General features: G+C 62.7%; 3 protein-coding genes and 2 pseudogenes. 2 read left to right on the top strand and 3 right to left on the bottom strand.

Annotated features, from left to right (window positions below; genetic code table 11):
- Positions 1-43 precede the first annotated feature (43 nt).
- Complete coding sequence (locus ENZ74_RS24395) at positions 44-1,174, bottom strand: hypothetical protein (protein ID WP_063168826.1); 1,131 nt, start codon at positions 1,172-1,174, stop codon at positions 44-46.
- A gap of 6 nt (positions 1,175-1,180) precedes the next feature.
- A complete protein-coding gene (locus ENZ74_RS24390) occupies positions 1,181-1,615 on the bottom strand; it encodes a DUF4383 domain-containing protein (protein ID WP_013530043.1) in 435 nt (144 codons plus the stop codon).
- 859 nt (positions 1,616-2,474) lie between these two features.
- Here ENZ74_RS24390 and ENZ74_RS24380 point away from each other — a divergent pair.
- Entirely contained in the window at positions 2,475-3,413 is a 939-nt protein-coding gene (locus ENZ74_RS24380; RefSeq protein WP_063168825.1) for a diacylglycerol kinase family protein, read from the top strand.
- Between the two features lie 79 nt (positions 3,414-3,492).
- Here the strand turns inward: ENZ74_RS24380 and ENZ74_RS24375 are convergent.
- Positions 3,493-3,861, bottom strand: a pseudogene (locus ENZ74_RS24375) (NAD-binding protein); the annotation flags it as partial.
- On the opposite strand from ENZ74_RS24375, the pseudogene ENZ74_RS35325 reads away from it, so the two are divergent.
- Positions 3,847-3,978, top strand: a pseudogene (locus tag ENZ74_RS35325) (NAD(P)-dependent oxidoreductase); the annotation flags it as partial. The pseudogenes ENZ74_RS24375 and ENZ74_RS35325 overlap by 15 nt on opposite strands.

Below are 3,978 nucleotides of genomic sequence, written 5' to 3'. Positions count from 1 at the left end.
GCCCAGGAAATGCCTAATCTTGGCCGGGCGTGACCGAAAGGCCTCAGTAATCGTAGACGTGTTCGAGCCTGGCGCCGGACTTGATCAGCGCCGGCAGCACGAGATGCAGTTTGCGCACGGCAACGATCATGCCGGTGCGGCGCGTGGATTGATCGGCCGGCAGCGGATAGCTGAACAGGATGTGCATGCCTTCGGGAATGGCGATCGTATCGGTGGAGAGCACCGTGGCCATGATCTCGTCATTGCCGCCGATCTCGACGAAGGAGACGCCCTTGTCGATCAGGCGCAGGATCATTTCGGTGAAGACCTGATAGCGCCTGGTGACGAAGATGGTGCCGTCAGCGCCCATGTCGCGTTCGAGCAAGGTGTCGGGCTCGTTGCGCGTGGCTTCGCCGACGGGCCCCTTGGCCCAGACATGGATGTCGAGCAAGGCGGGGTCCATCGTGGCAGCGAGGGCCTTTTTTATCAGGTCGGCATAGCCCTGCTTGATGGTGTCGGCGAGGCCGAACGCCAGCTTGCGTTCGCTGGTGCGGACGGAGCTGTCGCCCGGCACCGGCTGCACGGCAAACAGGCCGGCACGCTTGTCGGCATACGGGAACTGATACCAGGGCACCTGGTCGAGAAACGCGGCATAGTCCGCCGCGACCTTGGCCTGATAAATGTCGGCGGCGGTGCGCTTGGCCGTTGTCGCCTCGGTGATGCGGCCGACCGTGTTCTCATAGGCCCACTGCAATATATGCTCGATCGAGTGGCTGGTGCCGATGATGACCAGCATCTGGTGGTTGGCATAGTTGAATTTGTAGGGAGCGCTGGCGCGGATGACCATGGCGTAGTCCTGCCAGAAGCGGCCGATATAGGACCAGTAGGGGAAGCCGCTCGGCTGGTCCTTGTCGACGAAGCCGGCATATTCGCGTGCGGCGTAGACGATCGCCCATTCCGGATAGGTGAGGAAGGTTGATTCCTCCGGCCGCTGGTAGCCGGGGATCTCGGCGCGGACCTTGTCGGCCAGCGCCTTGGGCGGGGCGCCGTCGGCAATGCCGGGCAGCGGCGTCTTGTCGAGCGACGACGTCGTCAGGAAGCCGTAGCTCAGCCCGGCGATCGGGATGAGGATGACGACGACGATCAGCCAGAGGATCGTCTTGATGAGGCGCTTCAGCCAGCGGAACAGGAACATGCCCGATCAGGCCGTGGCGAAGTGGTCGTGTACGCGCCTGGCTAGCCGGAAGCCGACATAGACGGCGAAGCCGCCGATGACGATGTGCGGCAGGTTGGCGAAGAAGCGGGCCGGGAATTCGATATCGTTGAGAGAGCGGAAGCCGTTGATGAAGATACCGGCATCGAGGCAGCCGGAACCGGTGACCAGCCCGAGCACGCCGTCGAAAAGGTAGACCGAGCCGAACAGCTTGAAATAGAACACTGCCTGGCGGTGCGAGATGAAGGCGGCGGCCAGCGCCCAGACGCCGGAGAAGGCGTGCAGCAGATCATCGTACCATTGCAGCGAGAACAGGCCGAACAGATTGCCGTCGGCATCGTTGAAGGCCGGTATGTAGCCGATGGCGACGACGCCGAAGAATAGGAAGGCATAGGCAACGGCAAGCTTCTGGACGAGCGTCATGAAGTATCCCCCTTCTACAAGCCCATTTGTAAACGCTACTCTGCCGGCCGCCTGACGCGGTTTTCTGCGCTTCCGATGCTCACGGACTCAAAGGTCCGCTGCGCTTCGGTTCTCGAAAACCACGCCATCCGACTCGGCAGAGCGCGTTTTCAAACGGGCTCTGACCAGGCGATACTAACCGATTTTAGCGCGTGGAGAAGCGGCGCTCGCAAGATCGCCGCCAAAGGGCATCGGGGGGCCAAAAAGACAGTCGGCGCCGGGATTTCTCCCAGCGCCTCCCTGTCAGATCAGGACACGGTCGCGGCAGCAACTTCCGTAAAGTCGTCGCGCCTTGCCGGCCTTGATTTTGACGGTCCTGCCAGTCCGCCGCCCGAGAGCAGCGTCCGTTCGGGACCACGCCGGTCTCCACCCTTGCGAGCTTTGCCCTGCGCACCATCGAAGGTTTTTGCCGTCCTTCATGGCAGCATCGGTCCGCCGTCGGCGTTGGCACGCTTTCCGCGGCCCCGTAGGTCTCGGCTCCGTCCCTCGAAACAGGCAAGCCTGCTCTCGCTTCGGGCCGTACGGGCCTCAGGAAATCCGCCTTTCACTTCGCCTTTCGGCTTGATGATCGGTAGCCGCCTGAGATGGGTTTAATGTACACCGAGTAAGGGTCCTGGGGAATGGCCGCTGCCCTGTGGATAGCGGGATTACCGGGGATCGTTAGCCACAAACCGGGGAATTCGAGCGCCGGCTGCTTTAGACAGCCCGCCCGCTTTTTTGCGTACGAGCCGACAGCGCCCCTTGCTCCGCCGGTGGTCGCGGGCTTCAATGCCGGCAAAGGATCGGACCTGCATGTCCGGCGCCGGGGAGGGCGGGTATTTTGAAAGTCGGAGTGGTTCTCAACCCGATTGCCGGTGGCGGCCGGCTGAAACGGCATTGGCCTGATGTTGCCGTGTCGCTGAAAAAGCATTTCGGCGAATTCGAGCTGCGCGAAACGCAGGCCGAAGGCGATGCCGAAAGGCTGGCAATCGATCTCGCAATGATTGGCTTCGATCTGGTGATTGCGGCCGGCGGTGACGGCACCGCCAGCGAAGTGGCCGACGGGCTTCTGCAGGCGGCCCAGGAGAGCGGCCGGATCACTGAACTTGGCCTGTTGCCGTGCGGCACCGGCATCGATTTCGCGCGCGGGCTCGGCCTGCCGAAAGAGGTGGATGCCGTGCTGAAGCGGTTGGCCGAAGCCAAGGGTCGCAAGGTCGATGCCGGGCGCATCGGCTACATCGACGATCACGGCGCGCTGGCCAGCCGGCACTTCATCAACATCGCCAGTCTCGGCCTGTCCGGCGCCACCGACCGCGCCGTCAATGCCGACAAGCGCAAGGGCAGGATGTCGGCCAAGGCACTGTTCCTGTGGCGCACCGTGGTGGAGTTCATCCGCTACCGTTTTCAGGACGTCAGGATCACGGTCGATGACGGCGCACCCGTCGAAGCGCGCATGGCGCTGGTGGCGGTCGCCAATGGAAAGTTCTTTGGCGGCGGCATGATGATCGCGCCGGATGCCGACCTGACCGACGGGCAGTTCGACATCGTCATCCTGCGCGCCGCCGGCAAGCTGAAGCTGATCTGGGACATCCGGCTGCTCTATGGCGGCCGGCACCGCAACCATCCGGCGATCACCATCCTGCGCGGCAGGAAAGTGGTGGTCGAGCCGCTCGGCGATGCGTCAGAGAATGGCGCCCTGGTCGATATAGACGGCGAGTCGCCGGGACGCATACCCGCGACCTTCGAGATCCTGCCGGGTGCATTGACGCTCAGATACTGAATCAAGCCGTTGACAGATTGATTCAGATGAATCCGCCCATCAATCCAACGTCCTGAAATCGCTTGATAACTGGCTGATGTCAGAGTTCCAGCTTGGCCGGAAAACCGGGCGCGCGCAGGTCGGTATCGACGGCATCCTCGAGCAATTTGACGATCTGGGTGGACCAGGCGCTGCCGCCATATTCCTGTTTGCCCATCTGGAAAATCTCACTCACAAGCGGCGCCAGTTGGAGCGGCAGTCTGAATTCCCTGCCCATCGCCAGCGCGAAGCCGAGGTCCTTCAGCGCCAGGTCCATGGTGAAGCCGATGTCGTAGGAGCCGTTGAGAATGAGCTGGCTTTCGGTCTCGTGGACGAAGCTGTTGCCGGAGGAGGCTGAGATGGCATGGTAGGACTGGGCGAGGTCGAGCCCGCCTTGTTTGGCCAACATCAGCGCCTCGCCGGCGGCGATCCAGCGCTCTACGAACGTCATCGGCCGGCCATCGAGGCGATGTGCGCAAAGTCGTTCCTGATGGGTCCGGTCGGCTCGGCGGCGGTGATCAAGGTGATCACCAACATGCTCGCCTTC

Origin of the sequence: Mesorhizobium sp. M7A.F.Ca.CA.002.15.2.1 (genome assembly GCF_003998715.1) — a bacterium.
Taxonomy (GTDB): domain Bacteria; phylum Pseudomonadota; class Alphaproteobacteria; order Rhizobiales; family Rhizobiaceae; genus Mesorhizobium; species Mesorhizobium ciceri.
The sequence above is the reverse complement of the archived record's forward strand: the minus strand, read 5'-3'. Positions and strand labels throughout refer to the sequence as shown.

Excerpts from the sequence above, each read along its gene's own strand:
- ENZ74_RS24395 (WP_063168826.1), bottom strand. The coding sequence starts at position 1,174 with ATGTTCCTGTTCCGCTGGCTGAAGCGCCTCATCAAGACGATCCTCTGG.
- ENZ74_RS24390 (WP_013530043.1), bottom strand. The coding sequence starts at position 1,615 with ATGACGCTCGTCCAGAAGCTTGCCGTTGCCTATGCCTTCCTATTCTTC.